Source organism: Agrobacterium sp. ES01, assembly GCF_050320885.1.
Classification (GTDB): Bacteria; Pseudomonadota; Alphaproteobacteria; order Rhizobiales; family Rhizobiaceae; genus Allorhizobium.
Window position 1 is genome coordinate 132,705 of sequence record NZ_JBNQTH010000006.1, and the last position, 23,832, is coordinate 156,536.

The 23,832-nt window shown below is 56.7% G+C and carries 26 protein-coding genes, 1 tRNA gene and 2 riboswitches; of the genes, 13 read left to right on the forward strand and 14 right to left on the reverse strand.

What is annotated here, in order from left to right; translation table 11 throughout:
* Window positions 1-9 precede the first annotated feature (9 nt).
* Window positions 10-348 carry a P-II family nitrogen regulator gene (locus ACQQ2Q_RS17665; protein ID WP_428188443.1) on the reverse strand — a complete coding sequence of 113 codons (339 nt, stop codon included), beginning with the start codon at window positions 346-348 and terminating at the stop codon, window positions 10-12.
* A gap of 227 nt (window positions 349-575) precedes the next feature.
* Window positions 576-1,460: an acyl-CoA thioesterase II gene (gene tesB / locus ACQQ2Q_RS17670; RefSeq protein ID WP_428188444.1), complete on the reverse strand. Its 885-nt coding sequence runs from the start codon at window positions 1,458-1,460 to the stop codon at window positions 576-578.
* Between the two features lie 84 nt (window positions 1,461-1,544).
* Between tesB and ACQQ2Q_RS17675 the strand changes: the two genes are divergently transcribed.
* Window positions 1,545-2,756: a ubiquinone biosynthesis hydroxylase gene (locus ACQQ2Q_RS17675; RefSeq protein WP_428188531.1), complete on the forward strand. Its 1,212-nt coding sequence runs from the start codon at window positions 1,545-1,547 to the stop codon at window positions 2,754-2,756.
* A 17-nt stretch (window positions 2,757-2,773) separates the two neighbouring features.
* Here ACQQ2Q_RS17675 and ACQQ2Q_RS17680 read toward each other — a convergent pair whose 3' ends face one another.
* The 4 genes from ACQQ2Q_RS17680 to ACQQ2Q_RS17695 all read right to left on the reverse strand — a co-directional run bounded on the left by ACQQ2Q_RS17680 (window position 2,774) and on the right by ACQQ2Q_RS17695 (window position 5,268).
* On the reverse strand, window positions 2,774-2,962 hold the full coding sequence (locus tag ACQQ2Q_RS17680) for a Trm112 family protein (RefSeq protein WP_428188445.1): 189 nt from the start codon (window positions 2,960-2,962) through the stop codon (window positions 2,774-2,776).
* 12 nt (window positions 2,963-2,974) lie between these two features.
* Window positions 2,975-3,646 (reverse strand): LON peptidase substrate-binding domain-containing protein, encoded by a 672-nt coding sequence (locus ACQQ2Q_RS17685; RefSeq protein ID WP_428188446.1) that lies wholly within the window; start codon window positions 3,644-3,646, stop codon window positions 2,975-2,977.
* A gap of 76 nt (window positions 3,647-3,722) precedes the next feature.
* Window positions 3,723-4,700, reverse strand: coding sequence for a thioredoxin (gene trxA / locus ACQQ2Q_RS17690; RefSeq protein WP_428188447.1), 978 nt, complete (start codon window positions 4,698-4,700; stop codon window positions 3,723-3,725).
* A 64-nt stretch (window positions 4,701-4,764) separates the two neighbouring features.
* A complete protein-coding gene (locus ACQQ2Q_RS17695) occupies window positions 4,765-5,268 on the reverse strand; it encodes a prolyl-tRNA synthetase associated domain-containing protein (RefSeq protein WP_428188532.1) in 504 nt (167 codons plus the stop codon).
* Between the two features lie 242 nt (window positions 5,269-5,510).
* Here ACQQ2Q_RS17695 and ACQQ2Q_RS17700 point away from each other — a divergent pair.
* A tRNA-Gly gene (locus ACQQ2Q_RS17700) sits at window positions 5,511-5,585 on the forward strand.
* 56 nt (window positions 5,586-5,641) lie between these two features.
* On the opposite strand, the gene ACQQ2Q_RS17705 is transcribed toward ACQQ2Q_RS17700, so the two are convergent.
* Window positions 5,642-6,667, reverse strand: coding sequence for an aldose epimerase family protein (locus ACQQ2Q_RS17705; RefSeq protein ID WP_428188448.1), 1,026 nt, complete (start codon window positions 6,665-6,667; stop codon window positions 5,642-5,644).
* Window positions 6,668-6,691: 24 nt separating this feature from the next.
* On the reverse strand, window positions 6,692-7,618 hold the full coding sequence (gene metA, locus ACQQ2Q_RS17710) for a homoserine O-acetyltransferase MetA (RefSeq protein WP_428188449.1): 927 nt from the start codon (window positions 7,616-7,618) through the stop codon (window positions 6,692-6,694).
* Between the two features lie 84 nt (window positions 7,619-7,702).
* Window positions 7,703-7,780, reverse strand: a riboswitch (SAM riboswitch).
* Window positions 7,781-8,030: 250 nt separating this feature from the next.
* On the opposite strand from metA, the gene rpsU reads away from it, so the two are divergent.
* From rpsU to ACQQ2Q_RS17745, 7 genes are all read left to right on the forward strand, one after another.
* A complete protein-coding gene (gene rpsU / locus ACQQ2Q_RS17715) occupies window positions 8,031-8,270 on the forward strand; it encodes a 30S ribosomal protein S21 (protein ID WP_428188450.1) in 240 nt (79 codons plus the stop codon).
* Between the two features lie 149 nt (window positions 8,271-8,419).
* The gene (locus tag ACQQ2Q_RS17720; RefSeq protein ID WP_428188451.1) at window positions 8,420-9,070 is read left to right on the forward strand and encodes a thiamine diphosphokinase; all 651 of its coding nucleotides are present in this window, start codon (window positions 8,420-8,422) and stop codon (window positions 9,068-9,070) included.
* Between the two features lie 4 nt (window positions 9,071-9,074).
* Entirely contained in the window at window positions 9,075-10,901 is a 1,827-nt protein-coding gene (locus ACQQ2Q_RS17725; RefSeq protein ID WP_428188452.1) for an ABC-F family ATP-binding cassette domain-containing protein, read from the forward strand.
* A 66-nt stretch (window positions 10,902-10,967) separates the two neighbouring features.
* Window positions 10,968-11,083, forward strand: a riboswitch (TPP riboswitch).
* Window positions 11,084-11,127: 44 nt separating this feature from the next.
* Complete coding sequence (gene thiB / locus ACQQ2Q_RS17730; RefSeq protein WP_428188453.1) at window positions 11,128-12,150, forward strand: thiamine ABC transporter substrate binding subunit; 1,023 nt, start codon at window positions 11,128-11,130, stop codon at window positions 12,148-12,150.
* 4 nt (window positions 12,151-12,154) lie between these two features.
* Window positions 12,155-13,792, forward strand: coding sequence for a thiamine/thiamine pyrophosphate ABC transporter permease ThiP (locus ACQQ2Q_RS17735; RefSeq protein WP_428188454.1), 1,638 nt, complete (start codon window positions 12,155-12,157; stop codon window positions 13,790-13,792).
* Complete coding sequence (locus tag ACQQ2Q_RS17740) at window positions 13,785-14,504, forward strand: ATP-binding cassette domain-containing protein (RefSeq protein WP_428188455.1); 720 nt, start codon at window positions 13,785-13,787, stop codon at window positions 14,502-14,504. Before ACQQ2Q_RS17735 ends, ACQQ2Q_RS17740 begins: the two co-directional genes overlap by 8 nt.
* 269 nt (window positions 14,505-14,773) lie before the next feature.
* Window positions 14,774-16,282 carry a M48 family metalloprotease gene (locus ACQQ2Q_RS17745; protein ID WP_428188456.1) on the forward strand — a complete coding sequence of 503 codons (1,509 nt, stop codon included), beginning with the start codon at window positions 14,774-14,776 and terminating at the stop codon, window positions 16,280-16,282.
* A 17-nt stretch (window positions 16,283-16,299) separates the two neighbouring features.
* Here ACQQ2Q_RS17745 and ACQQ2Q_RS17750 read toward each other — a convergent pair whose 3' ends face one another.
* From ACQQ2Q_RS17750 to ACQQ2Q_RS17770, 5 genes are all read right to left on the reverse strand, one after another.
* On the reverse strand, window positions 16,300-17,157 hold the full coding sequence (locus ACQQ2Q_RS17750) for an RNA polymerase factor sigma-32 (protein ID WP_428188457.1): 858 nt from the start codon (window positions 17,155-17,157) through the stop codon (window positions 16,300-16,302).
* 251 nt (window positions 17,158-17,408) lie between these two features.
* Entirely contained in the window at window positions 17,409-18,152 is a 744-nt protein-coding gene (gene lpxE / locus ACQQ2Q_RS17755) for a lipid A 1-phosphatase LpxE (RefSeq protein WP_428188458.1), read from the reverse strand.
* A gap of 65 nt (window positions 18,153-18,217) precedes the next feature.
* Entirely contained in the window at window positions 18,218-19,330 is a 1,113-nt protein-coding gene (leuB, locus tag ACQQ2Q_RS17760; protein ID WP_428188459.1) for a 3-isopropylmalate dehydrogenase, read from the reverse strand.
* A gap of 172 nt (window positions 19,331-19,502) precedes the next feature.
* The gene (gene leuD / locus ACQQ2Q_RS17765) at window positions 19,503-20,108 is read right to left on the reverse strand and encodes a 3-isopropylmalate dehydratase small subunit (RefSeq protein ID WP_428188460.1); all 606 of its coding nucleotides are present in this window, start codon (window positions 20,106-20,108) and stop codon (window positions 19,503-19,505) included.
* A 147-nt stretch (window positions 20,109-20,255) separates the two neighbouring features.
* The gene (locus ACQQ2Q_RS17770; protein ID WP_428188461.1) at window positions 20,256-20,492 is read right to left on the reverse strand and encodes a hypothetical protein; all 237 of its coding nucleotides are present in this window, start codon (window positions 20,490-20,492) and stop codon (window positions 20,256-20,258) included.
* Window positions 20,493-20,604: 112 nt separating this feature from the next.
* Here ACQQ2Q_RS17770 and ACQQ2Q_RS17775 point away from each other — a divergent pair, with 112 nt between their 5' ends.
* The 3 genes from ACQQ2Q_RS17775 (at window position 20,605) to ACQQ2Q_RS17785 (ending at window position 22,274) form a co-directional block, all read left to right on the forward strand.
* A complete protein-coding gene (locus ACQQ2Q_RS17775) occupies window positions 20,605-21,513 on the forward strand; it encodes an HpcH/HpaI aldolase/citrate lyase family protein (protein WP_428188462.1) in 909 nt (302 codons plus the stop codon).
* Window positions 21,510-21,716 (forward strand): DUF1737 domain-containing protein, encoded by a 207-nt coding sequence (locus ACQQ2Q_RS17780; protein ID WP_428188463.1) that lies wholly within the window; start codon window positions 21,510-21,512, stop codon window positions 21,714-21,716. Before ACQQ2Q_RS17775 ends, ACQQ2Q_RS17780 begins: the two co-directional genes overlap by 4 nt.
* 135 nt (window positions 21,717-21,851) lie before the next feature.
* Entirely contained in the window at window positions 21,852-22,274 is a 423-nt protein-coding gene (locus ACQQ2Q_RS17785; protein WP_428188464.1) for a GlcG/HbpS family heme-binding protein, read from the forward strand.
* A 40-nt stretch (window positions 22,275-22,314) separates the two neighbouring features.
* Here ACQQ2Q_RS17785 and ACQQ2Q_RS17790 read toward each other — a convergent pair whose 3' ends face one another.
* Window positions 22,315-22,755, reverse strand: a complete 441-nt coding sequence (locus tag ACQQ2Q_RS17790; protein ID WP_428188465.1) for a metallopeptidase family protein — start codon at window positions 22,753-22,755, stop codon at window positions 22,315-22,317.
* A 130-nt stretch (window positions 22,756-22,885) separates the two neighbouring features.
* Here ACQQ2Q_RS17790 and ACQQ2Q_RS17795 point away from each other — a divergent pair, with 130 nt between their 5' ends.
* Entirely contained in the window at window positions 22,886-23,830 is a 945-nt protein-coding gene (locus tag ACQQ2Q_RS17795; RefSeq protein WP_428188466.1) for an ImuA family protein, read from the forward strand.
* The last annotated feature ends 2 nt before the right edge of the window (window positions 23,831-23,832 follow it).

The following is a 23,832-nucleotide window of genomic DNA, read 5'->3' on the forward strand; positions in this document are numbered from 1 at the left end:
GCCGCCGTTTTACAAAGCTTCGGAATTGGTTTCGCCGGTGCGGATACGCACGGCCTGTTCAATCGAATAGACGAAGATTTTTCCGTCGCCAATCTGACCGGTCTTGGCAGCGGTTGCGATCGCCTCGACGGTCTTTTCCACGATCTCATCAGCGACCGCGACTTCGATCTTGATTTTCGGCAGGAAGCTCACGGCATACTCGGTGCCGCGGTAAATTTCGGTATGTCCTTTTTGCCGGCCGTATCCCTTAACCTCGGTTACGGTCAGGCCCTGGATGCCGACGCCGGTCAGGGCTTCGCGCACCTCGTCAAGCTTGAAGGGCTTGATAATAGCCATTACGATTTTCATTGGATCACCATCCTCTTCATGCCGGCCTCGGAGGCCGGCTTCCCATGCTCTCGGCGACTTTGAAAATGCCGGCAGGTGTCACTCAGTATTCAAACCGCGTGCCAGTTCGTTTTGGCTATGCAAGCCATTGAAAAATAACGCTTATAAAAAATTATGCCGAATTGGTGGGCAGATGTTGCGTCGATTTTGAGCATTTGCAAGTGGTAAATGTGCGAGTTGCCTATAATTTAGGCTTCTGCATTTTTGCGGATCAAACCTTCCTGGGCAACAGATGCAATCAATGCTCCTGATGCACTATAAAGGCTACCGCGCGTCATCCCTCTTGCGCCTGATGCGCTTGGGCTGTCCTGAGCGTAAAGGACCCATCCATCCAGCTTGCACGGTCGGTGAAACCACATGGCATGGTCGAGGCTCGCTGCCTGTATATCAGGATCAAAGATGGATGTGCCGTGGGCATAGAGCGATGTGTCCAGCAAGGTCATATCGGACAGGTATGCCAGTACTGCAGTTTGATAGTGACGAACTTCCGGCACCGGACCTGTTGTGCGCACCCAGATGCGGGCCTCAGGCGCGAGTTTTTCCTTGGACGTGTAGTGCGTCATTGAGGTCGGTCGAATTTCGATTGGCCGTTCCCGACCCCAATATTTGCGCACGGCATCCGGAGCATTGGCCAGAAAGACTTCCCTGAATTCGGCTTCCGGCATCATCTCGTCTGGGGGAGCCACGTCCGGCATGTCCAGCTGGTGGTCAAAACCGGGTTCATCAAGCTGAAAGGAGGCGGACATGGAAAAGATCGCCTTCCCATGCTGAATGGCCACGACACGCCGCGTGGTGAAGCTCTTTCCATCGCGAATTCTCTCCACCTCATAGATAATGGGGATTGAAGGATCGCCCGGGCGCATGAAATAGCCATGCAGCGAGTGGACATAGCGGTCCGGATCGACGCAGCGCTGAGCGGCCATCAGTGCCTGTGCGATCACCTGTCCACCGAACACCCTTTGCCAACCGACCTGCGGGCTCATGCCGCGAAACAGGTTTTCTTCGAGCTTCTCCAGATCCAGCGTTCTGATCAGTTCATCCATGGAAGAGCGCTGTTCGGTGGGCTGCGACATTTTGAAAAGCTCGCGTTGTAGGAAGCTGTGAAAGCTTGGTCTATATAGGAGGTCAATATGAAACAAGTCTCAAGGGAGCGCGTCATGCTGGATCTGTTGGTCGTCGGTGGCGGATATGTCGGTCTGGCGGTTGCGGTTGCCGTCAAACAGGCGGCGCCACATCTTTCAGTCGAGGTGGTGGAGGCAGCCCCTCAGATGGTCTGGAAGAAGGACCCTCGCGCCTCCGCCATCATCGCTGCGGCAAGCCGAATGTTCGAAGTGTTCGGTCTCTGGGACGAGATCTTGCCCGAGGCGCAGCCGATCAATCGCATGATTGTCACCGATTCCAAGGCCGGAGATCCGGTTCGCCCTATTTTCCTGACCTTTGATGGCGTGGTCGAAGACGAACAACCCTTTGCGCATATGGTCCCGAATAGTGCCATGGTCGGCGCCTTGCTCGGCGCCTGTGAGCGATTGGGTATCGCTATCCGAAACAATGCCAGGGCAAGCGATCTGAAAAACGATCAGGGTGCGGCCGAGCTGACACTTATGGATGGAACGGTTCTGAGATCGAAGCTCGTCGTTGCCTGCGACGGTGTCCGCTCTAAACTGCGCGATCTCGCCGGTATCAAGGTGGTCAAGTGGGACTACGGCCAGTCGGGCATCGTTACGACCGTGGAACATGAGCGTCCGCATGAGGGCTGTGCGGAAGAGCATTTCCTGCCCGCGGGTCCATTCGCGATCCTGCCTTTGAAGGGTAATCGCTCATCACTGGTCTGGACCGAGAGAACTGCTGATGCCGACCGCCTCGTTGCGGCGGACGATCTGGTCTTCGAAGAAGAACTCGAGCGCAGGTTCGGACATAAGCTGGGTGCCATTACGGCCGTTGCAGATCGCCGGGCATTTCCCTTGGGGCTTACGCTGTCACGCTCGTTCATTGCACCGAGGCTCGCACTTGCCGGTGATGCGGCGCATGGTATCCACCCGATTTCCGGGCAAGGTCTCAATCTGGGCTTCAAGGATGTGGCAGCGCTTGCCGAGACGATTGTCGATGCCGACCGACTGGGCCTCGATATCGGTTCGGTCAATGTGCTGGAGCGCTATCAGTCCTGGCGCCGCTTCGACACGTTCAGAATGGGTGTGACAACGGATGTTCTGAACCGGATGTTCTCGAATGATTTTGCCCCCTTGCGCGCCGTTCGCGATCTTGGGCTTGGGCTTGTCGACCGAGTTCCGGGGCTGAAAAACTATTTTATCGGCGAAGCTGCCGGATTGAAGCCTGGAGGGCCCAAGCTGCTCGCGGGGCACGGCATCTAAGAGACGAGATCAGCCTGTCAGCCCTCGATCTTGCGGGCTTCCGAAATGAGCATGATGGGAATGCCATCACGGATGGGGTAAGCCAGCCTGGCTACTTCAGACACCAGCTCGTTCTTCTCCTTGTCGTAAGACAATCTTCCCTTGGTCAGCGGGCAGACGAGAAGCTCAAGAAGCTTGGGATCGACGCGACTGATGCGCTCGTCCATCTGTGTCGTCCTTTATTGGATCATGTTGTCGGAATCGCCGAAATCGCGGGCGAGAACGATCTCGGTGATGGCGATCAGCGTTTCCGCGCGGGTTTTCAGATCCGGCGCTTCCAGCAAAGCCTGCTTTTCCGGCGCGCCGAACGGCGCCATCATCGACAGGGAGTTTACCAGTGTCAGATTGCTGGCCTTTTCAATGCTTTCCCAGTCTGCCTCAAGTTTGTTGGCAACAAGATAGCTTTTGAAGGACGCCAAAAGTGCTGAACGATCAACGGAAGTCTGTTCTTCCTGGCAGGCAAGATCGGTGATGAAAGGCGTTATGCGATAGGAGCGGTAGGGCTTGTGACCGGCGATCTCATCGATCAGGCGGAAGCGGCATACACCCTCCAGCGAGACGATGTATCGGCCGTCGCCCGATTCCGCCAAAGAGGTGATCCGTCCGATACAGCCAACCTGACACAGGTCGGGGTGCTCGCCCTTGACGGCACCCTCATGCATGGCCGGCTGCACCATGCCGATAAGCCGGTTGGACGAAAGAGCCGCGTCAAACATGGCGATATAGCGCGGCTCGAATATGTTGAGCGGCAGATGGCCAGCGGGCAGCAGCAAGGCACCGGTCAGGGGGAAAACCGGCAGGCTGTCCGGCAGGTCTTTTTCCGTTAGATATCGGGCATTTCCGACTTGCATCGCCCACTCCATTCCGTTTCCGGCGCCCCGAAACCTAGCGTTTCGGGAGGCTATCAGTGTGTTGTTGCCGCCGCGCTTAGGAAAACAGCAGCGCCGACAGTCTGCGCCGCGCCGCAATCGTCGCCGGGTCCTTTGGGCCCCATACATCGAACAGTTCCAGTAGTTCGCGGCGTGCGAGATCGTCTTCAAACGTGCGGTCACGTTTCATGATGGTCAAAAGGTGCTCGGCGGCCTCGTCGCGTTTGCCCTGAACGTTGAGGATCTTCGACAGTTTAAGGCGTGCGGCATGATCGTCGGGATCGGCAGCGATCGCTTTTTCAAGCGCTGCCGGATCGCCCAGCTTCTTCACCTCGTCGATCTGGTTCAGCTGCTTGATCGCCATCTGGATGTCGTGATCGGCCTTCAACTCGTCCGGCACACTGTCCAGCAGTTCACGGGCGTGTTCTTCCTGACCAACGGCAATCATGCACTGGGCGAGCCCGGCGACAGCCTTCGCGCTGGTCGGATCGGCCTGCATGACTGCGCCATAAAGCTGGGCTGCCTGCTGAATGTCGCCCTGATCGAAAAGCTGCTTTGCCTCCTCAATCGCTGCTTCGAGCTGCGCTCCCGCATCATCCGCGCCTGTACCGCCGAGCTTTTCGATGAATTCGCGCACCTGGCTCTCGGGCAATGCACCCATGAAGCCATCCGCTGGACGTCCATCGACAAAAGCAACAATTGCCGGGATAGACTGGATGCCGAGCTGGCCCGGGATCGAGGGGTGGTCATCAATGTTCAGTTTAACCAGCTTCACGCGCCCACCAGCTTCATTGACGACCTTTTCGAGAACAGGGGTCAATTGCTTGCACGGTCCGCACCACGGCGCCCAGAAATCGACGAGCACTGGCTGGTTGCGCGAGTCTTCAACCACATCCTTGGCGAAGCCGGCAGTGGTCGTATCCTTCACGTGATTGCCAGAGGGCGCAGGTCCGGCAGCCGGCGCGACGCCAAAGGTCGCCTGACCTGTCATCTGCTGCCCGGAAAAACCGCCATAGGGGTTGCTGCTATCACTCATCGAAATTCTCCCGCCGTCTCTGAGGCTTGCAAAGACCTTTAACCGTTACCCTACAGATCGTATGTCAGGCTGAAACTTTCAAGACAAGCGGCGTGTGGCCCGTGGCTTCGATAAAGCGCAACAGGTCGTCCCGCGCAATCGATGCGGTGGCATCGTTGGAAAGAGGATGGCAGTTGATGATCTCCTCCTTCATCAATTCTTCGTCCAGAATGAATGTTACGTTGTTTCCGGTGTCGTTGATGGCGGCGAGGGCCGTGACTGAGCCTGGCGTTACGCCCAGATATTCCATCAGCTTTTCGGGTTTTCCGAAAGACACACGGCTTGAAGCGCCGATGATCGTATGGATGGTCTTCAGATCAACGATTGCGTGCTCTTCCACCGTGAGCAGAAAAAAACGGTCCTTCTTGTCCTTCACAAACAGGTTCTTCGTGTGGCCGCCGGGTATCTCGTCTCTGAGCGATACTGATTCTGCCACCGTGAAGACAGGCTCATGGGTTTTGGTCTTATGCGTTATGTTCAGGTCGTCCAAAAGGCGAAAGAGGTCATCAGCGGTCTTGGGCACGGGCAGTCCTCGGTGATTGTTTAAAGGGCTTGGAAGGCCCGGGATTTTTAGGGGCGCTAGCGGCAATTGGCAACTGTAGCAGTGCATTGGCGCAGGTGCAGAAAGGGCGGTTCTCCCGGCTGAATAATTTTTCTTCCAGAATCCGTCATTTCCCTGTTGCATTTGAAAATCGTTTGAGCGATATAGCGCCCGTCGCCGCAACGTGGTTGACCTTCGATCCAGAGCATACCCCCGGATCGTCGCTGTGAGCGGGTGTAGCTCAGGGGTAGAGCACAACCTTGCCAAGGTTGGGGTCGAGCGTTCGAATCGCTTCACCCGCTCCAATTTTCTCCCAAATAACAGTATTGAAATATTGGCTCGCCTCGGGCGAAGGCAATATTCATGCCTTCGCGAAAATGTAATCGGTTTCCTGACGCAGCATGTCTCCTGGCCGCAAAATAGCCTTGGGGAAATTGCTGTGATTGACGGCGTCCGGCCAGATCTGCGTTTCCAGACAAAACCCGCCGAATGGTTGATAGTGGCGGCCGTCGAGGCCCGGCACCGGCACATCCAGTGATCCGCCGATATAGAATTGAACGCCGGGCTCGGTCGAGCGGACATCAAGGCTAACGCCGGATGCAAGGCTTTCAACCCGCGCGATGCTGCGTTTCTCTGTGCGTTCGGCGGACAAGCAGAAATTATGGTCGAAAGGCACTTGCTTGCCGTTTTCACCCCTGCGGATAGGCGCAATTTTACGAAAATCAAATGGTGTTTTCTCGACGGAACGCTGTTCACCCGTCGGTATGAGCTTGTCGTCAACGGGAAGATAATGCTCGGCGGCAATCATGATCCGATGATCGAGAATCGTATCGCCACCATCCAGATTGAAATAGGAATGATGGCAGATATTGGCGGGTGTCGGTCGATCCGTGATGGTTTCATGCGTGACGGAAAAAATGCCGCCTTCCTTCAATCGGTAGGTGGTCGTCGCAGTGCAATTGCCGGGATAACCGCCCCGGCCATCAGGATCGGTAAATGTCAGGACGGCGTAATCGCTTCCATAGTCAACGAGTTCCCAAGTATTGACCCCCATGCCATCGCCGCCGCCATGAAGGTGGCCATAGCCGCCTTCGTTCAGGTCAAGCTGGTAGCTTTTGCCGTCGATCGTCATGCGACCATTGGCGATGCGGTTGGCGTAGCGACCCGGCGTGGTGCCGAAGTAAGGGGAATGGGCCAGATAGTCGCTGAAGCGTTCGAAGCCGAGCACGAGAGAAGGTTCATGGCCGTCGAGGCGCAGATCCTGAAGCACGCCACCCCAGGTCAGGATGGAGGCCTTCAGGCCGCAGCCTGATAAATGGATGCGGTGAACCGGTTGGCCTTTCTTATCCGTTCCAAAAAGCTCAAGCTTTGACTGATCGCTTGTCACGTTGTTATTCCTCCCCTTGAATGCCTAGCTGCCCGTCTTTCCGATGGCCTTCAGCTCGTATGGCGTGGTCTGATAGATTTCGTTGATCCAGTTTCCGAAAAAAAGGTGGGCATGGCTGCGCCAGCGGTTTTGCGGCGGCCGGTCCGGATTATCTCCGGGAAAATAATTGAAGGGCGGCTTGATCGGCGCGCCCGTCTCCACGTCGCGGAAATATTCATCTGCGAGAGAGGTGGAATCATATTCGACATGGTTGAACATGTAGAGGCGCCTGGATGCTTCTTCCTGAACAAGGCAGACACCCATTTCATCCGATTCCATCAGAATCTCGAGGCCCTCAACCTTCTCGATGTCGGCTCTTCGAACTTCTGTCCATCTCGAGACCGGGATCTGGAAATCATCGGAGAACCCACTGAGATAGACGGATGACGGCTTGAGGTTCTGATGACGATAGACACCGAAGGCCTTTTCACCGAGCGCATATTTCGGCACGCCATGAAAATGATAGATCGCAGCCATCGCACCCCAGCAGATATTCAGCGTGGAGTGAACATTGGTCTTTGTCCAATCGAGGATCTGGCACATTTCATCCCAGTAGGTCACATCCTCAAAGGGGAGCGTTTCAATCGGAGCGCCGGTGATGATGAAGCCGTCGAACTGACGGTCCTTCACTTCATCCCAGGTTTCATAGAATGAGAGCAGGTGCTCTTCCGGCGTGTTTTTGGCCCTGTGCCCGCCGATGCGGATGAGCGAAAACTCCACCTGAAGCGGTGATGCGCCCACCAGTCTCGCGATCTGAAGCTCAGTCTTGATCTTGTTCGGCATGAGGTTGAGGAGGCCGATTTGCAAGGGGCGGATGTCCTGGCGGATCGCTTCGGTTTCCGTCATGACGCGCACGCCCTCATCAATGAGGGTTTCGAAGGCTGGTAGCGTATCGGGGATCTTGATCGGCATATTTGGCTCGACTTTCCTTCTCGTCGCGGAATACCGCGTACAAAAATCCGGCCGCTTGGTGATCGCCACCGGTTCCGGGAAGTCTGTCAACTTGCCACGGCCCTTTAGCGATTTGTTTAACGTGGCTGCAAGCCGGCCGGCCAAATCACCACGATCAGCAGCTTTGATAGCTCTGCCGCTGCAGGTGGTCAACGAAAAAGCATGATGCAACCTGTGCTGTTCGGGCTTGACCCGGAGGGGGTGCTGACTACATAAGACGCGTGGCCGGGTTTCTTCGCCTTGCGCGGACCACATAATTTTATGCCCGGCATCGCTCTCAGCCGAAAGCGAAATAGCACCTGAAGAGTGCCGTCGTTCATACCGCCTTATCGGCGGGCACGAACTATGTGTTACCTCAAACGAAGGAGACAACGTGCAAGTTATTGTCCGTGACAACAATGTAGACCAGGCGTTGCGTGCGCTGAAAAAGAAGATGCAGCGCGAAGGCCTTTTCCGTGAAATGAAGGCTCGCCAAGCCTATGAGAAGCCATCTGCTCGCCGCGCTCGCGAAAAGGCAGAAGGCATCAGCCGCATGCGCAAGCTGGCCCGCAAGAAAGCACAGCGCGAAGGGCTGATTCCGGGACCTCGCAAAAAAGTAGCTGCAGGGCGGTAATCGCGCCCATTTGCGTGAGATATGATCGCATCGATCTTAGATCGATCTGGCAACAAGGGTGAAGGCGCCGCGTTTTGGTACTTCTATACAGTACCGCTGTTTCGATGCGCCTTTCCCTTTTGCGCAAAGATGCGCTAAGGGCTCGTTTCATGAACGAACCCGCTTTTACAATCCTTCTTGGTGGAATGCTGACGCCTTCGGAACGGCTTAAACAAGTCGTCGCCGGCACGCGCGCCATTGCCGCTGATGGTGGCATGCGTCACGCGAAGGTGCTGGGACTTCAGCCTGAGCTTTGGGTTGGCGATTTCGACAGTTCCGATGACCTGCCCGAAAGCGATTATCCCGGCATTTTGAGGATGCCTTATCCGGCCAGAAAGAATGTGACGGACGGGGAGATTGCCGTGGATGAGGCGATAGCCCGAGGGGCGCGCAAGCTTGTTCTGGTGGGTGCGCTTGGCGGTGAGCGCTCCGACCATGCGACGATGCACCTGATTGCTGGTGTCGCATTGGCGAAATCCGGTCTGGACGTGATGATGACCTCGGGCGACGAAGAAGCATATCCGTTGCTTTCAAGGCCCTTGTATCTCGACTTGCCGCAAGGCTCGCTGTTTTCCGTGCTTGGTCTGACAAGGCTTGAAGGCCTTACCATTCGCAATGCACGCTACCCGCTCAACGACTTTACCCTTCCATTCGGTTCTTCGCGGACGATTTCGAACGTCGCCGAAGGACCAGTCGAATTCACGCTGGGCAGCGGCGATGCCGTGATCCTTGCGCGCCCTCATGACCTGACCGGAGCCTGAAACCTTGGCGCCTCCCATTTTGAAACTCGACGACATCAAGCTTTCCTTTGGCGGTACGCCATTGCTCGACGGCGCAAATCTGCAGGTGGAGCCGGGCGACCGGATTTGTCTCGTGGGGCGAAACGGCTCCGGCAAGTCGACGCTGATGAAGATTGCCGCCGGCATGGTGGAGTCACAGTCGGGCGAGGTGTTTAGGCATCCGTCTTCGACGATCCGCTATCTGGAGCAGGCTCCGGATTTCGGCGGATATACCACCGTTCAGGCATATGCAGAATCGGGACTTGGCCCCGGAGACGATGCCTATCGGGTCACTTATCTGCTGGAACATCTGGGATTGACCGGCGAGGAAGATCCGACGCGATTGTCGGGTGGGGAGGCGCGGCGTGCAGCGCTTGCGCGCGTATTGGCGCCGGAACCCGATATTCTTCTCCTGGATGAGCCGACCAACCATCTGGACCTTCCGACAATCGAGTGGCTGGAAGCCGAGCTTGCTTCTTCGCGCAGTGCCCTCGTGCTGATCTCGCATGACCGTCGTTTTCTCGAGAAAGTCTCCAATGCCACCGTCTGGCTCGACCGGGGTCTTTCGCGTCGTCTCGACCGTGGCTTCGGTTTCTTCGAGGAATGGCGCGACAAGGTGCTGGAGGAAGAAGAGATCGAGCAGCACAAGCTTGGCAAGGCCATCGAACGCGAAGAGCACTGGCTACGCTATGGTGTAACGGCGCGGCGCAAGCGCAATATGCGTCGCCTTGGCAACCTGCAGCAGTTGCGCTCCGATTATCGCGGTCATAAGGGTCCTCAGGGCACAATCCAGGCCAATATCACCGAGGGCAAGGATAGCGGCAAGCTGGTAATCGAGGCGGAGCGAATTACCAAGGCCTATGGCGAGCGTACCATTGTGTCGCCGTTTTCGCTGCGCGTGCATCGTGGTGACTGTATCGGTTTTGTGGGTCCAAATGGTGCCGGCAAGACGACGCTGTTGAAAATGCTGACCGGTGAACTCGCTCCGGACGAGGGGACGGTCAAGCTCGGTACCAATCTGGATATCGCCACGCTTGATCAGAAACGTGAGGATCTGAACCTCAATGACACGCTTGCCCACTATCTGACCGATGGTCGCGGCGATAACCTGCTGGTCAATGGCGAGCAGAAACATGTGACCGGCTACATGAAAGACTTCCTCTTTCAGCCGGAGCAGGCGAGAACGCCGATCAAGAACCTGTCTGGTGGCGAGCGCGCCCGGCTGATGCTGGCACGGATCATGGCCCGGCCATCTAACCTTCTGATCCTCGACGAACCGACCAACGATCTCGACATCGAGACGTTGGACCTGCTGCAGGAGATCGTGGCCGGCTATAGCGGTACCGTCATTCTCGTCAGCCATGATCGTGACTTTCTCGATCGAACCGTGACCTCCACCATTGCGCCGGCCAATCCAGAAGACCCCGACGGACGCTGGATCGAATATGCCGGTGGGTATTCCGACATGATGGCGCAGCGCAAGGGCGCCGAGGACGAGCGCCGCAAGATTGAGAAGGCCGAAAAGACAAAGGCGAGCGGATCTCAGAGTTCGTCGGTTTCCGGCCAGAAGAACAAGGTCAAGCTGTCCTTCAAGCAGAAGTTCGCGCTTGAGAACCTGCCGAAGGAAATGAAAAAGGCCGAACAGGAAATTGCCGCCTGCGAGGCCAAGATGGCTGATCCGAACCTCTTCACCAAGGATCCGGCGACTTTCAACAAGCTCGCCGCCGAGATGGAAAAACTGCGGGCGGATGTGGCGCGCTGGGAAGAGGAATGGCTGGAGCTTGAAATGCTGCGCGAGGAACTCGAGGGCTGACACTCAACCTTGCGAATTGATATTCGCGCCGGCTTGCAAGGCCGGTGCCTGCACGCTATGTCTTTATTCGCTCTAACGGGGTGCCTTTTGTTGCATGCAATAGATGGCTGAGAGGCGTTTAACGCCAACCCGCGGAACCTGATCCGGTTAACACCGGCGGAGGGATTAGAAGCGTCGTGCAAAGCCGCGCCCTATCCCGATTTTGTTCAAACAGAGGAGGGGCGATATGCCAATCTTTCCACATTCGACCATTCGCAGCGCAGTGGCTGCTGCTGTAGCATTTGCAACCTTTCCGGCGCCCTCTGCATTTGCGCAGGACAAGACCCTGACGGTCTACACCTATGAGAGTTTCATTTCCGAATGGGGTCCAGGGCCGAAGGTCAAGGACGCGTTTGAGGCGACCTGCGACTGCACTGTGAAATTCGTCGGTGTGGCCGATGGTGTGGCGCTTTTGAACCGGCTGAAACTCGAGGGCAAGGGCAGTGATGCCGATATCGTTCTGGGTCTCGATACCAACCTTGTCAGCGAGGCCAAGCAGACCGGGCTTTTCGAAGCCCATGATATCGATACATCGGTTGTGCATGTGCCCGGGGGCTTCAGCGATGATGTCTTCATACCCTACGACTACGGGCATTTTGCCGTCGTCTACGATAGCGAAGCTATCAAAACGCCGCCCGCCAGCATGAAGGAGCTGATTGAGGGCGATCCGAACCAGAAGATTGCCATCGAGGATCCGCGCACATCCACACCGGGTCTGGGGCTTCTGCTCTGGATCAAGTCGATCTATGGCGATGAGGCACCGGCCGCCTGGGAAAAGCTGAAGGGTCGTGTCCTGACGGTCACGCCCGGCTGGTCTGAAGCCTATGGCCTTTTCACAAAGGGTGAAGCGCCGATGGTGTTTTCATACACGACGTCTCCGGCCTACCACATGATTGCAGAAAACACAGATCGCTATAAGGCCGCGGAGTTTTCGGAAGGACACTATATCCAGATCGAAGTGGCCGGAATGATGAAGACTGCCCATGACAAGGATCTCGCGCGCGAATTCCTCTCCTTCATGATGAGTTCCGGCTTTCAGGATACGATCCCGACCAATAACTGGATGATGCCGGCGGCCGCGACTTCCGAGCCGCTGCCGGATGCCTTCAAGACGCTCGTTCATCCAAAGACGACGTTTCTGATGGATCCCGATGAGGTCGAGACGAACCGCAAGGCCTGGATCGACGAGTGGTTGAAGGCGATGAACTGAGCCTATGCTGAGCCGTCGCGAAAAGATGAATCGAATTGTCGGCGGGGCCATTGGCCTCGCCGCGATCTTTTCGTTTATCGGTATCGCTGTCGGCTCTCTTCTCGGGTTGAAGTCGCAGGATGGGGTTGCGGATTTCTTCAGCGACCCGGTTCTGCTTCCCGCGCTTGGCTTCACGCTCTGGCAATCCCTGCTTTCCACCTTTCTCTCGCTGGCTTTCGGCATCCCGGTGGCGATGGCTTTCGCCCGTCGTCGACAGTTCCCGGGTAGGCAGTGGTTGGTGCGCCTGATGGCGGTTCCCATGGGGCTGCCGGTTTTGATCGGCGCGTTGGGCCTTCTCGGTATCTGGGGCCGAACCGGGTTGATTAATGATGTACTTGGCCTGATCGGATTTGGTCAGCCCTTCAGCATCTATGGTCTGAGTGGAATTTTGCTCGCTCATGTCTTCTTCAATATGCCGCTCGCCGTCCGGCTGCTGCTTGTCGGACTTGAGCGGGTTCCGGGAGAATACTGGCTGATGGCGGGCGAGCTTGGCATGAAGCGGCATGCCGTTTTCCGTTTTATTGAATGGCCGGCTATCAGGCGTGTGTTGCCCGGTGCGGCTGGCCTCATCTTCATGCTGTGTGCAACCAGCTTTACGCTGGTGCTGATGCTGGGCGGCGGACCGGCGGCCACGACGATCGAGGTCGCCATCTATCAGTCCCTTCGCTTCGATTCCGACCCCGGACGCGCGGTGTCGCTTGCCTTTCTGCAGATCCTTCTCACGGCATCCATCCTGGGCGTCATGGCTCTGTTTCCAGCACCTGCTGACTTCAACGCAGATAGCGGTAGGATCAAGTGCCGATTCGATGGTGCCGGCATTGGCGCGCGGTTCTATGACGGCCTTTTCATTGCTGTTGCCGGGCTCTATCTCTGCCTTCCGCTTCTCTCCATCGTGGTGTCGGGCCTTCGCGCGGATCTAGGCCGGCTTTTGAGCGAGCGGGCAGTCATCAATGCGACACTGACCAGTCTTGCCGTTTCCATCTGCGCCGGCCTCATGTCTGTTCTGCTCTCCGTGTTCCTGATCCGGGCCATGTTGGCTCTTCGCACACGACGCGTTTCGATGACCGCGCGCAGTTTCTCCGGCCTGCTGTCGTCTACATCCTCGCTTGTATTGCTGGTTCCAACCGTCGTTCTGGCAACCGGCTGGTTCATGGTTTTAAGGGCATTCGGTGATGTTGCCCGCTATGCCCCGGTGATTGTGGTGGGTATCAATGCTTTGATGGCGCTACCCTTTGCCATGCGGGTGTTGTTGCCGGCGTTCGAAAGCCATGCCCAAGGAACGGGACGCTTGGCGGCAAGTCTCGGAATCAGCGGTTGGGCGCGGATGCGGCGGATCGATTTCCCCATTCTCTGGCGTCCTTTGGCCATGGCGCTTTCCTTTGCGATGGCTTTGTCGCTCGGCGACCTTGGTGCTGTGGCATTGTTCGGCTCGGAAAACCTGACGACGCTTCCATGGCTGGTTTATAGCCGTCTCGGCAGTTACCGAACCGCAGATGCCGATGGTCTCGCTTTGCTGCTGGGTTTGGTTTGCCTGGCGCTGACCATTGCGGGCACGGCAGGTTCGCATTCGAACAATCGCAGAGAGGCTGTGCTTCGTGGCTGACATCAAGGGAAACGGCATTGGTCTCAAGGATATCGGACTGCAGCTTGGACAGCATTCGTTTGCATTCGACTGCGAGGCACCGGGAGGTTGTGTGACGGTTATTGCGGGACCATCGGGCTCCGGCAAGTCGACACTCTTGAACCTTGTCGCCGGCTTCGAGCAGCCCGATCAGGGGCAGGTATTGATTGCAGGTGTAGATGTCACGCGGATTCATCCGTCCGATCGACCGGTCTCGCTGGTGTTTCAGGACAACAATCTTTTCGGCCATCTGGATCTCTTCACCAATGTCGGGCTTGGCATCGATCCTTCGTTGCGGCTTCGTGCATCAGATAAGGTTGCAGTCTCCTCTGCTCTCGAGCGGGTGGGGCTTGGCGGTTTCGAGAAACGTCGTCCACCGACACTGTCGGGTGGTGAGCGGCAGCGTGCGGCATTTGCCCGGGCGCTGGTGCGTCGCAAGCCTGTGTTGCTGTTGGATGAGCCCTTTGCCGCGCTCGATCCAGGTCTCAGATCGGACATGGCAGAGTTGTTGCTCGATCTGCATAGAGAGACTGGCAATACCGTTCTGATCGTCAGCCATGACCCGAAGGAAGTGGCCAATATTGGCGACCATGTTCTCTTTGTCGATGAGGGAAAGGTCGCGCTTAGTGCCTCTATTGACGAATTTATGGCGCATGACATTCTACCGGTCGTGAAGCGATTCCTCGGACACTGATCTGGCTGGCGTTTGCTACGCCTTATTTTGGACGTTAGCGAGTGGCATTGGCAGCTCGGGAGCGGGCGCTCAGTCTGCATTTTTGTGTTTTCTTATCCACGTCACTATATTAAATCCGATGCGGCTTTATTCTTCTCCGAAAGTTTATACTAAAAGAGGCGCGAATCCGGTTGGGTTACTGCGTGTGCTGATCCGCGGCAAGACGGACAAATAGGGCGCAACAGTGTTTGATATCGCGAATTCAAGGTGAACCGGAAAAGATGCGGGCCATGAAGGGACATAGCGGTTACGCCGCACAGACCGTATTTGGGAACGGTCGGGTCTTGGGACGCTGTGCGGCTCTGGGCGTCTTGCTTCTTGCGTCCAGTTGCCAGTCTATTTTCGATCAATCCTATCAGTCGAGCATCGGCCCGTCGTCGTCTCCGCAAATCGTGGAAGAGGTGCAAAAGGGTGACCCGCGGGCGCAGATGGGTGCACGCGAACATCCGCGCATCGTGGCAAGCTATGGCGGTGAGTATCACGATGAGAAAACCGAAAGGCTGGTTGCCCGCATTGCCGGTGCTTTGACAGCGGTCTCGGAAAACCCGGCGCAGTCCTATCGCATCACGATCCTCAACTCGCCGGCGATCAACGCCTTTGCGCTGCCCGGCGGTTATCTCTATGTGACGCGCGGTCTTCTGGCGCTTGCAAACGATGCGTCTGAGGTGGCAGCAGTCCTTTCCCACGAAATGGCGCATGTAACCGCCAATCACGGTATTGAGCGGCAGCGCCGCGAAGAGGCCGAGGTGATTGCAAGCCGTGTTGTGGCTGAAGTTCTGTCCAGTGACCTGGCAGGCAAGCAGGCATTGGCTCGCGGCAAATTGCGTCTTGCGGCCTTCTCCAGACAGCAGGAGCTGCAGGCCGATCTGATTGGTGTGAGAACGCTGGGCGAGGCGGGATATGATCCGTATGCCGCAGCGCGTTTCCTGGATTCCATGGCAAATTACAGCCATTTCACATCCGTTGATCCCGATACCGACCAGAGCCTCGACTTCTTGTCCAGCCACCCCAATGCCCCGCAGCGCGTGGAACTCGCGCGGCGGCATGCGCGTGCTTTTGGTGCTGAGGGGACCTATGGGGAGACCGGGCGCGACTATTATCTCGCCGGTATAGACGGATTGCTCTATGGCGACAGTCCGCAGGAAGGATATGTCCGCGGTCAGACCTTCCTGCATGGCAAGCTGGGTATTCGCTTCGAGGTTCCGGATGGTTTTCAGATCGACAACAAGGTCGAGGCTGTACTGGCAACGGGTGCTGGCGAGGTTGCAATCCGGTTTGACGGGGTCGCAGACAGCGAGCGCCGTAGCCTTACCAATTATATCTCCAGCGGTTGGGTCACCGGACTTATTCCGGATTCGATCCGGTCAATTCGCGTCAATGGACTGGAGGCAGCTCAGGCGCGGGCGTCCGCTGAACGCTGGGATTTCGATGTGACCGTGATCCGGATCGGATCGCAAATCTTCCGTTTCCTGACGGCCGTGCCAAAAGGTAGCCCATTGCTTGAGCCAACGGCCAACAAGTTGCGGGAGAGCTTCCGGCGCATCACGTCCAGCGAGGCTGCGTCTCTTAAGCCATTGCGCATCAGGATCGTCACGGTGAGGTCTGGCGACACACTTGCGTCGCTGTCCGGCAGAATGATGGGCACCGAGCGCAAGCTTGAGCTTTTCCGGCTGATCAACGCGATGAGTGCGGGCGATGTGCCGCAACCCGGTAGTCGCGTGAAGATCATTACAGACTGATCGCAGTTTGCGAATCGTTATGCTTCGATCCGCTCCGGGGTCTTGGCCAATAAAGCGGCTTTGAGTTTTTCCATTGCGCGCGTTTCGATCTGCCTCACTCTTTCCTTCGAGATGCCGAATTCAGCACCCAGTTCTTCCAGCGTTGCACCGTCTTCAGACAGGCGGCGCAGGCGGATGATACGGCATTCGCGCTCGTTGAGTTCGTGCAACGCCGATTGCAGCCAGTCGTGCCAGCGCTCACCGTCTATGACCTGCGTGACCAGTTCATCCGGCAGAATGTCGTCGCTGGCGAGCATATCCAGACGTTCGGTCTTCTGATCATCGTTCGATACGGGTGCCTGAAGCGATGTGTCATTGGCGGATAACCGCGCATCCATCACTTGCACATCGGAGAGGCTGACACCGAGAGCGACCGCGATTTCCTGATGAATGGCCTGATCTGTCAGCCGTTTGTCGCCCTGTGCGAGTTTTGCGCGCAAGCGGCGCAAGTTGAAGAACAGGGCTTTTTGCGAAGAGCTGGTGCCACCGCGCACGATTGACCAGTTTCGCAGGATATAGTCCTGCATGGAGGCGCGAATCCACCAACCGGCATAGGTTGAAAATCGCACTTCGCGCTCGGGTTCAAAGCGGGCCGCTGCTTCCAGAAGACCGATATAGCCCTCCTGGATGAGGTCGCTCAAGGGAAGGCCGAAGCCGCGGAATTTGGAAGCCATGGCAATGACAAGGCGCATGTGGGCATGGGCGATCTTATCGCGCGCGGCGCTGTCTTGGCTGTTCTTCCATCGAAGCGCCAACTGCCGTTCTTCTTCTCTTTCAAGATAAGGTGCGCTTTGAGCAGCCCTGAACAGCTGTTTTTCAGCGGAAAGCAATTTCATGCGGGCCTCCATCGTCAATGTTAGCCTTGGGCACCACTTTGCCGGTGTCGCAAGTATGGGCAGTTCGCCTTGTATGTCTTCCAGCAGTCTTTCTGGAATTACGCGGGAACGAGGAGTGTGGATCAGTCCCACGAGAAAATATCGTATCGCCAATCTACGCGGTCGATTGTGCGCAACGAAATCTATGACGATTGAACCGCCGCACCATCACCGAATTGTTCAAGCGTTTGTTTTGTTCCCGGGACGGGAATTTATTGTTTGTGGAAGAGTTCTCGACGGATGACCGGTATGCCGTTTTTGTCCAGCCTGAAGGCAAGCTGATAACGGGAAAAGATGACTGCGGTCGCAAATGTGAACCACCCGCCCCATGCGAGACCGGCAATGACGTCGCTTGGATAATGGGCGCCTACGATCACCCTTGTCATGCCAAGCCAGACGGCCAGCACGAAGAACAGAATGCGATATCGCGGCACGCAGAGCGCAAGGATCATGAAAATAGCGCCGACCGTGGTGGAATGCCCGGAAGGGAAGCTTTCAAACCGGCTACTGCCGTGGAACGGCGAAAAGCCGTAAATGCCCCAATCATCGAAATTCTTGGGGCGGGCTCTGCCGATAGCGCGCTTGAGGATATTGGCGGACAGACCGGAAAGTGCCACGCTTAAGAATACAAACGCGGCCAGATGGGCGGAGGCCAGATAGTGGACGCGCTTGTGGATGCTGGCCTTGTTTTTGGCCGCCAGCATGAAAATGGCAAACAGGATGGCGGAGGAGATGAGGCTCCAGCCAGATTTTCCAAAATCGGTTAGAAAACCACCCATGCTGTTTACAAAGGCGAGAATCTGCCCGGAACCAGCGACTGCTGCGCCATCGAAAACCAGATTGGCGATGAGAACGAGGTTGACGATGATGAAGAGACATTGCTTCCAGTAAAGCGACGGAAAAGGCTCGCTGTTGCGGTCCCTGCGTCGTTCAAGCCATGTCTTCAGATGTTTCATCATCTCTCTCTTTGTGATGCTTCGGTCCGCGTCTCTTTCAACGCGGACCGTAACGGCGAGTGGTATCAGGCAGACAGCGCCTTGAATTCCTCAAGGATCGCATCGCCCATCTCTTGTGTGCCGACCTGCTTGCAGCCTTCTGCCATGATGTCGCCGGTGCGGATGCCCTTTTCAAGGACATTGGCGATGGCCTTTTCGAGGTTGTTGGCCTCGTCGATCATGTTGAAAGAATAGCGCAGGCACATGGCAAAGGACGCGATCATTGCGATCGGGTTGGCAATGCCCTGGCCGGCAATGTCCGGTGCCGAGCCATGGACGGGCTCATACATGGCCTTGCGCTGGCCAGTCTTGCCATCCGGTGCGCCGAGCGATGCCGAGGGCAGCATGCCAAGCGAACCGGTAAGCATGGCGGCAACGTCGGACAGCATGTCACCGAACAGGTTGTCGGTCACGATCACGTCAAATTGCTTGGGAGCGCGCACAAGCTGCATGCCACCGGCGTCTGCCAGCATGTGCTCAAGCTTGACGTCGGCAAAGCGGGCCTTGTGGGTTTCCGTCACGACCTGGTTCCACAGAACGCCGGATTTCATGACATTGCGTTTTTCCATCGAGCAGACAGTGTTTTTGCGCGTGCGGGCCAGTTCGAACGCAACGGCGGAGATGCGCTCGATTTCGTAGGTGTCGTAAACCTGGGTGTCGATGGCGCGCTTCTGGCCGTTGCCGAGATCGGTAATTGTCTTCGGTTCGCCGAAGTAGACGCCGCCCGTCAATTCACGGACAATCAGGATGTCCAGGCCTTCGACGAGTTCCGGCTTCAGTGACGAGGCTGCCGCCAGTGCCGGGTAGCAGATGGCCGGGCGCAAATTGGCAAACAGTTCCAGGTCCTTGCGCAGGCGCAGCAGGCCGGCTTCGGGGCGAACGTCGTAGGGAACGCTATCCCATTTGGGGCCGCCGACAGCACCAAACAGAACGGCATCGGCCGCCAGTGCCTTTTCCATGTCCGCGTCCGAGATCGCTGCACCATGGGCGTCATAGGCGGATCCGCCAACCAGACCTTCATCGGTCTTGAAACCGGCAGACATGTTGTCGTTCATATAGGTCACGAACTTGCGGACCTCGGCCATGGTTTCCTGGCCGATGCCGTCGCCAGGCAGAAGGAAAAGCGTGCGCACTGTCATTTAGAAATCCCTCACAATCAAGAAGTTGCCGCGTTGTATCGGGCCGAACCGGGCATTTCAAGCGCGAGAGCAATCAGAACGGTACGCATTGAAGTCGTCTGGTTGCCCCGCTTGAAAACAAAAATGGGCCGGTCTGAGCCGGCCCATTTCGAACACTTCTGCCAAACTTGCATCAGGCCCAGGGATGGGCGCTTGCATTCTTCTGTTCGAAGGTTGCGATGCTCGACGATTTTTCCAGGGTCAGGCCAATGTCATCAAGGCCGTTCAGCATGCAGTGGCGCTTGAAGGCATCGATTTCGAATTTGATCGAGCCGCCATCCGGTCCGGTGATTTCCTGGGATTCGAGATCGATGGTCAGAACTGCGTTGGAGCCGCGGCTTGCATCGTCCATCAGCTTGTCGAGTTCATCCTGGCTGACCACGATCGGCAGAATGCCGTTCTTGAAACAGTTATTGTAGAAGATGTCGGCAAAAGACGTGGAGATCACACAGCGGATACCAAAATCAAGAAGCGCCCAGGGCGCATGCTCGCGCGAAGAACCGCAGCCGAAATTATCTCCGGCGACAATGATCTTTGCGTTCTGGTAAGCTGGCTTGTTGAGAATGAAATCCGGATTCAACGAGCCGTCATCGTGATAGCGTGCTTCCGCAAACAGGCCAGTGCCAAGGCCAGTGCGCTTGATCGTCTTCAGATAATCTTTCGGGATGATCATGTCGGTGTCGACGTTGACGACCGGGAGCGGAGCTGCAACGCCGCTGAGCTTAGTGAACTTTTCCATCAGACCCTGCCTAAGGTTTTTGCTTCAAGGCTTTTGCAAAGCCAATAGAGCAAAACTGCCCTGAAATGAAGGTCTTTATTGCTCGCAACGGTACGGCGGCAGTTCGAAACGTGCCGTCGACATGCGGAATATTCAGCAGAGAGGATTTCAGAGGTCGATGATCTTACCGCGACCGTCATCCCAAACACGCATATTGTCCTGATTGCGTCTGTTCGCTCGAACACGCACAGGTGCCGGTTTGACGCGTGTGGCAACCATGCGGGCAATCAGAGATGCCGTGAGGACGGCGCCCACAAGCAGTGTCAGTGACATCGTGAAGACTGCAGCTGCAGCGAGAATGGCGATGCCGCCGATAGCGAATGCGATGGAACGAAGGCTTTGCATGTTCGGATTCCTTTCTGCACAGTCCAAGGTGGGCCTTCTCCTGCTTTAATGCAAGGGGCTTGAATGCCGCATTGCCTTGCAAGCCGGGTTAAAGCTTGGCAGAACCTTCATCATGACCAGTTCTGCAGCTCAATTTTCCGTGACACTGCGCCGATCGGTGCTGAGTGTCCCCGCCATCAACCTTCGCGCGCTTGAAAAGAGCCGTATGCTTGATTGTGATTCGGTCATTTTCGACCTCGAAGATTCCGTGGCTCATGACAAGAAGGCTGAGGCACGCGACAATCTGCGGCAGTTCTTCGCGCAAGGTCGCCTGGAAGGACGCGAATGCATCATTCGGGTGAATTCCAATGATGGCGGTTTTTTCGCCGAGGACATGGCGGTGGTTGTGGCCTGTCGACCAGATGCGGTGTTGTTGCCAAAGGTTGATGAGCCCGAAGACCTGCAGCGGGTGGCTGATGTGTTTTCGGATGCGGATTTGCCGGGGGGGTGCAAGATCTGGGCGATGATGGAAACGCCGCGCGGAATTTTGAACGCGGCGGCGATTGCGAAATATGGCCGCTCGTCCGGTGGCAGGCTTGAAGCGTTCGTGGTCGGTCTCAACGATTTGCGCAAGGATACAGGCGTTCTGCCGGAGCCTGGGCGTATATTTCTTGTGCCATGGCTGATGCAGGTCGTTTTGGCAGCCCGTGCTTACGGGATTGATGTGATCGACAGCGTTTCCAATGATTTTCGCGATCTCGACAGCTTTGGCGCAGAATGTGCGCAAGGCAGGGCGATGGGGTTTGACGGAAAGATGCTGATCCATCCGGCGCAGATCGACGCTGCCAACCGGCATTTCGGTTTTTCCGACGAGGCAGTGGCTGAGGCGAAAGCCATTGTCTCTGCTTTTCAGGAGGAAGGTGCCGACGGGCTCAATGTGATCAATATGGGCGGGCGCATGGTGGAGCGGCTCCATCTGGTGCAGGCTGAAAAACTGCTGGCGAAAGCTGCACTCGCCGAACAACGAAAGAAACAGGCATGAAACTTTACCGATTTCTCACTGGTCCGGATGATGCATCCTTTTGCCACCGGGTGACGGACGCCTTGAACAAGGGCTGGGAGCTGCATGGTTCGCCGCAGCATACCTTCAATGCAGCCGAGAACCGGCTCTATTGCGGTCAGGCTGTGACGAAGACGGTGGATGGCAAGGACTACGATCCAAGCATGAAGCTTGGCGAGCAATAAGACCTGAACCGGCTTGCGGCACAGGTGTTGTTCCACAAAAGTCCATTGTGCCAAGGCTTGAACTGAGAAAAGTTGTCCCGGCGAGTGATTGCTCGCCGGAGGCTTCGTTTCCGCGCGTTATTCAGGAGATTTCCCATGTTGACAATCAAGCGGCTCGATCAGGCCGAAGCCCAGATGCTCATAGCCGGTGCGCGGCAGAAGGCAAAGGAGATCGGCGTGCCCATGTGCATTGCCGTGACGGACGAAGCCGGGCAGTTGATTGCATTCGAGCGCATGGATGGCGGCAAGGTGACGAGCACGACGATTGCTATCGATAAGGCCTTCACCGCTGCAGCTGCCAAGAAGGCCACTCACGAATACGGCGCGGCAAGCCAACCGGGCAATCCGACCTTCGGAATTCACTCGGCCATCGGCGGACGGCTGATGGTCGTCGGCGGCGGTTTGCCTGTTGTCGTTGACGGTGACGTTGTGGGAGGCATCGGCTTGAGTTCTGGAACACCCGCGCAGGATATGGAATGCGCCCAAGCCGGCATAGACCATCTCCTGTCACAGCTTTAAAGCTGATATCTGCTGCTCATAAAGCAGGTCGAAAAGCCGCTCAGCTGTCTGTGGCGGCTTCCTCGGCACTTTCTTCGATACGCTCCATGTCGTCATCGGAGAGGCCGAAATGGTGGCCGATCTCGTGGATCAGCACATGGGTGATAATATCACCTAAGGTTTCCTCGTTTTCCGCCCAGTAATCGAGAATCGGACGGCGATAGATCCAGATCTTATTTGGCAGATCACCCGTATCCAGGGTGAAGCGCTCGGACACGCCGCGCCCTTCGAAAAGGCCGAGCAGATCAAACGGCGTTTCCAGCGCCATGTCCTCGAACACGTCGTCGGTTGGAAAATCCGCAATCTCGATGGTCAGATCCTTGGTTAGCGCACGGAATTCTTCCGGCAGATGGCTATAGGCCTCCAGCGCCAGCGATTCAAAAATGCTGATCGTGGGAGCATGACGTTCATGCCAATCTGCGGTGTGGTCGATGCGGGCCATCAAATCTCCTTTGGGTCCTCCATATAGGCATTTTACCCCAGGTTTTCGAGAGAGAAACGGAGCGAGGAATATTTTCTCAAGAATCTTGGTTGACTCTTTTAGCGAGCTCTGGAATCCATAGGAACATATAGTGAACATATGGACAGGAGTAATCGCCATGGCCGGCAATGCCATGCCGCGAGAAAGGCTTTTTACGCTTCGTGAAACCATTGCCCGGATTGAGGGCAAGTCGGTTCATGCTGCCCGGGAAGCTGCCTTCAACGCTGAACATGCAAGCCGTGCTGACGAGGTCGGCGGGCTTGATGAAAATGGTGCGGAATTTTCTGATCTCGTTGGCGACATGACAATGACCGGCTCCAGCTTTCTGGAGGTCCGAAGCGGCCGGCTGGCCGATGCGGGTACGGCAAGCGGGTTTGCGCTTGCTCTGGCACTCAGCCGCAATGGTCATGACGCGCAGTCGAGGCGTCGCCTTCTTATGATTGCCGGTCCCTATGTGGTGCGAGAGGCTGGTATGGCCTATGCGCCCGGGCTTTTCGATTTCGGTGCTGGGTTCGGCGAAGTCGTCCATGCCATGCCGCGGCGGATCGAGGACGCGCTTTGGCTCGCGGATACCGCGCTTTCCTGCAAGGCCTTTTCTGCCGTCATTCTTGAAGTCGACGGTAATCCCAAAAAGCTGGGCCTGACCGAGAGCCGGCGCTTCAGCCTCAAGACGCGGGATTTTGGCAGCTGTCTCATCCTGTTGCGGCAGGGCGGGGAAGAAGAGGCTTCCAGTGCTGCGACGCGGGTGAAAGTGGCACCGGCACCTTCTGCAGCGCGCATTTTCGCCGGCATGCCGATCCCCGCCGCCAACAGCATCGGCAATCCCGTTTTTCGTGTGTCGGTGGAAAAGAGCCGAACCGCGACATCTTCCGATTTTCTGCTGGAATGGAACCGCCATGACCGTCGCCTTCTCACCCTCGCTTGCCCTTCCGATCAACGATCGCCGTATCCTGTCACTCAGTTTTCCGCGCCTTCCAACGGACAGGATCGCCCGCAAGAAATGGGGGCGCTCCTGGCGTTCGACCGGGCGTCCTGAGC